General features: G+C 48.9%; 5 protein-coding genes. All 5 read right to left on the bottom strand.

Features of this window, described 5'->3' with window-relative positions; genetic code table 11:
• On the bottom strand, positions 1-263 hold a 263-nt coding region (locus Q0314_RS00025), incomplete at its 3' end, for a hypothetical protein (RefSeq protein WP_298055063.1).
• A complete protein-coding gene (gene mreC / locus Q0314_RS00020; protein WP_122872828.1) occupies positions 263-1,018 on the bottom strand; it encodes a rod shape-determining protein MreC in 756 nt (251 codons plus the stop codon). The genes Q0314_RS00025 and mreC, both read right to left, overlap by 1 nt.
• On the bottom strand, positions 1,008-2,045 hold the full coding sequence (locus Q0314_RS00015; protein WP_002947212.1) for a rod shape-determining protein: 1,038 nt from the start codon (positions 2,043-2,045) through the stop codon (positions 1,008-1,010). Before Q0314_RS00015 ends, mreC begins: the two co-directional genes overlap by 11 nt.
• An 8-nt stretch (positions 2,046-2,053) precedes the next feature.
• Positions 2,054-3,292 carry an ATP-dependent Clp protease ATP-binding subunit ClpX gene (clpX, locus tag Q0314_RS00010; RefSeq protein WP_298055060.1) on the bottom strand — a complete coding sequence of 413 codons (1,239 nt, stop codon included), beginning with the start codon at positions 3,290-3,292 and terminating at the stop codon, positions 2,054-2,056.
• Positions 3,292-3,828, bottom strand: a 537-nt coding sequence (gene lpxA / locus Q0314_RS00005) for an acyl-ACP--UDP-N-acetylglucosamine O-acyltransferase (RefSeq protein ID WP_298055058.1), incomplete at its 5' end; no start/stop codon positions are given. The genes clpX and lpxA, both read right to left, overlap by 1 nt.

Raw genomic sequence — 3,828 nt, 5'->3', positions numbered from 1 at the left:
GGCAGTATGGCATCGACTTTTTCTTTATCTATGATGCGCTTGATGCTCTCTTTGGTTATCGGCTCGACGTAGGTAGCGTCGGCGAAATCGGGATCAGTCATGATGGTCGCCGGGTTTGAGTTTATGAGCACGACACGGTAGCCAAGCTGCTTTAGAGTCTTTGCAGCTTGTGTGCCGCTGTAGTCGAATTCGCACGCTTGGCCTATGACGATAGGGCCGCTGCCGATGAGTAAAACGGTGTTGATGTCGGTTCTTTTTGGCATTATTTTTCCTTTGTTACGACGTATAGATACGAGGGGATGGTTATGCTTACGTATGGCTTTACGGCCGCGCTTTTATATAGGCTCTCTTGGATCACGCCCGTGACCTTGCCCACTGAAATCCCGCTGAAAAATATCCCGTCAAGCCCGCTCGTGACGACCTCGTCGCCCTCTTTGGGACTGAGCCACTGGGGGATAAATTTCACCGTTATTCCGTCTTTGCTCCCGTGCGCTATGCCCGGGATCTTTTCCTCGCCGATTGATACGGCGAATATACTTTTTGGATCATTTTGCAGCAGAGCCATTGGATTTCCGTCCTTGCTCACGACGATACCCGCACTCTTGCCTTGGTAAATCAGCCCGTAAATTTTAGACTCGTCGTAGCCGCTAAATTTATCCAGCCAGACCTTGTCGTAGTCGCTGATATTTACATAGCTAAGCGCCCGCACGAGCTGGACTCTAGGCTCGTAGGCGGTCGAGTTTTTATCGACCAAAATTTCATTTAGCTCCTTTGCGAAGCTTGAAAGCAGAGCTGCCGATTTTTCCAGTTCGGCGTTTTGAGCGCGAAGCTGCTTTATCTCCTCGCGCTGCCTAAAATGCTCGTTTACGCCGTCTTTTACAAATTTGACCGCGTCGTCGTAGGCGGCGACTATGCGGTTGTTTAAATTTACGACGTATCCCGAGATCAGCGCGCCTCTATCAAGCGAAAAAAATACCAGCGCGCCGATAAGAGCGACGAATAAAATCTTACTCTTCATTTACGAGTTGTTGTAAAAATTTAATCTCCTCAAGAGCCTTGCCGGTGCCTCTGGCCACGGCTAGCAACGGATCGTCAGCAACGAAAACCGGAAGTTTTACGATATCGCTTAAGTACTTATCAAGTCCGCGGATCAGCGCTCCGCCTCCGGTTAGTACGATACCGTTTTCCACGATATCTCCGGCAAGATCGGGCGGCATCATCTCAAGCACGGTTTTTAGGGCGTCAGCGATCTCCTTTAGCGGTTCGCGCATAGCCTCGCGCACGTCTTCGCTAGTTAGCTCCACGCGGCTTAGCAGACCGCTGATTTGGTCGCGGCCTTTTACGACGATACTAAGCTCCTCAGGCAGCTGTATCGCCGAACCGACGGAGATTTTGATATCCTCACCTGCACGCTCGCCGATTAGGAGGTTGTATTTTTCTTTTATGTAGTTTACGATGCTCATATCGATTTTATCGCCCGCGGTGCGGATAGACTTGCTGATGACTAGGCCGCCAAGAGATACTACGCCAATCTCGGTCGTACCGCCGCCGATATCGACGACTAGGTTTCCTTGTGGTTCGCGCACGGGTAAATTTGCCCCGATAGCAGCAGCCATAGGCTCCTCGATCAAAAATACCTCTCTAGCTCCGGCGCTTAGCGCACTCTCACGCACGGCTTTACGCTCGACTTGAGTTAGTCCGTAAGGTACGGAGATGATGATACGAGGACGCAGGAAGCTCTTTCTGCGGTGAGTTTTTTCGATGAAGTAGCGGATCATTTTTTCAGTCATATCAAAATCCGCGATAACGCCGTCTCTCATCGGACGGATCGCCTCGATGTCGCCCGGAGTTTTACCAACCATCTCTTTTGCTTCATGTCCGACGGCTAATATTTTTTGCTTGCCGTATTTTTCGCGTTGTACCGCGACGACCGATGGTTCGTTTATGATAATGCCTTTATCTTTTACTAGAACTAGCGTATTTGCCGTGCCTAGATCAATACCCATATCGCTTGAAAAAAATCCTATTAACTGGTCTAAAATCATCTGTATCCTTATGCGCTTATTTTATTGTTTTTTACGAAAATCGGCTTTTCTTTGCCGTTTACGACCTCTTTGGTGATCACTACGTCGTAGCCGGCAAGCTCCGGTAGCTCATACATTATATCGGTCATCACCTCTTCCATTATGCTTCGTAGCCCTCTGGCTCCCGTTTTTCGCTCGATGGCTAGCCTTGCGACCTCTTTTAGAGCTTCGTCGTCAAATTTTAAATTTGCCCTATCTATCGCGAAAAGCTTTTGGTATTGCTTTAGTATCGCGTTTTTAGGCTCGGTTAAAATTCGCACCATATCATCCTCGGTGATTTTATTTAGCGTGGCGACCACGTGAAGCCTACCGATTAGCTCCGGGATGAGCCCAAAATGCACCAAATCGTCGCTCTCAAGCGCGTCTAGCAAATTTTCCCTATCGTCTTTAGAACGTTTATCTTGACCAAATCCCAGCACGTTTTTACCGATCCTGCGCTCGATGATGTCGGCCAGGCCGTCAAACGCACCGCCGCAGACGAATAGAATATTTGAGGTATCTATCTGGATAAATTCCTGATTGGGGTGCTTTCTGCCGCCTTTTGGAGGGATATTTACGAGGCTGCCCTCGATGATTTTTAAAAGCGCCTGCTGTACGCCCTCACCGCTCACGTCGCGCGTGATCGAGCGGTTTTCGCTCATTCTGGCGATCTTATCTATCTCATCGACGAAAACTATGCCCTGCTCGGCGCGCTTTACGTCGCCGTCTGCGGCTTGTAAAAGGCGAGTTAGGATATTTTCCACGTCTTCGCCTACGTAGCCGGCCTCCGTTAGACTAGTCGCATCGCAGATAGCGATAGGTACGTCTAGAAATTTAGCCAGCGTCTGCGCCATCAGCGTCTTGCCACTACCGGTAGGGCCGACGAGCAAGATATTTGATTTTGATATCTCCGTATCATCCTCGATCTCGCCTTTTCTAAAAATTCTTTTGTAGTGGTTATAAACGCCGACGCTAAAGACCTTTTTAGCTTTATCTTGACCGATTACGTAGTTATCGAGCACCGCCTTTAGCTCTTTTGGAGTTAAATTCGTATAGTCTTTGTCGGTTTTGTTTTCAGGAGTTGATTCTTGCAGGCTCGTATCGCCGCAAATCATATTATAAGCGGCATTCACGCAGTATTCGCAGATGAAAGCCTTATTGTCCAAATCCGCAAAAAGGCGTCTATCGTTTGACTCCGTCTCGCCGCAAAAATTACATTTTCTCGCCATTATTCTCTTCCTTTTGCTAATGGGATACCGCGCTTGGTGCTTAGTATAAATTCGCACATTTTTCGCACCTGTTCTATCTGTGCGCCCGCTAAAAGCTCGCTAGCCGCTGCTTTTAGATCCCCGCTTTTTCTAAATAAAAATTTATACGCCCTATTTATCTCTTCGACCGTGTCTTTATCGAATCTTCGTCTGATACCGACTAAATTTAAGCTTCTGATATAGGCTCGGTTGCCTTCAGCCAGGCAAAACGGCACGACGTCCTGAGATAGCGCGCTAGCGCCCGCGATCATGCAGCTCTCGCCGACTCTCACGAACTGATGTATCGGCGTCATACCGCCCACGACGCTGTAGTCTCCAAGCTCCACGTGACCGGCTAGAGTCGCGTTGTTTGCTAGGATGACGTTATTTCCTATGATACAGTCGTGCGCGACGTGACAGTAGGCCATGATAAACGCGTTATCGCCGATACGCGTGATCCCGTCGCCTTTGTGCGTGCCCGAGTTTATCGTGCAAAACTCGCGGATCGTCGCGTTTTT

Source organism: uncultured Campylobacter sp. (assembly GCF_938040115.1).
GTDB lineage: Bacteria > Campylobacterota > Campylobacteria > Campylobacterales > Campylobacteraceae > Campylobacter_A.
This window is presented reverse-complemented; position numbering and strand designations above follow the sequence as displayed.

Coding starts and splice junctions, on each gene's coding strand:
- clpX (WP_298055060.1), bottom strand. CDS start 3,292: ATGGCGAGAAAATGTAATTTTTGCGGCGAGACGGAGTCAAACGATAGA.
- mreC (WP_122872828.1), bottom strand. CDS start 1,018: ATGAAGAGTAAGATTTTATTCGTCGCTCTTATCGGCGCGCTGGTATTT.
- Q0314_RS00015 (WP_002947212.1), bottom strand. CDS start 2,045: ATGATTTTAGACCAGTTAATAGGATTTTTTTCAAGCGATATGGGTATT.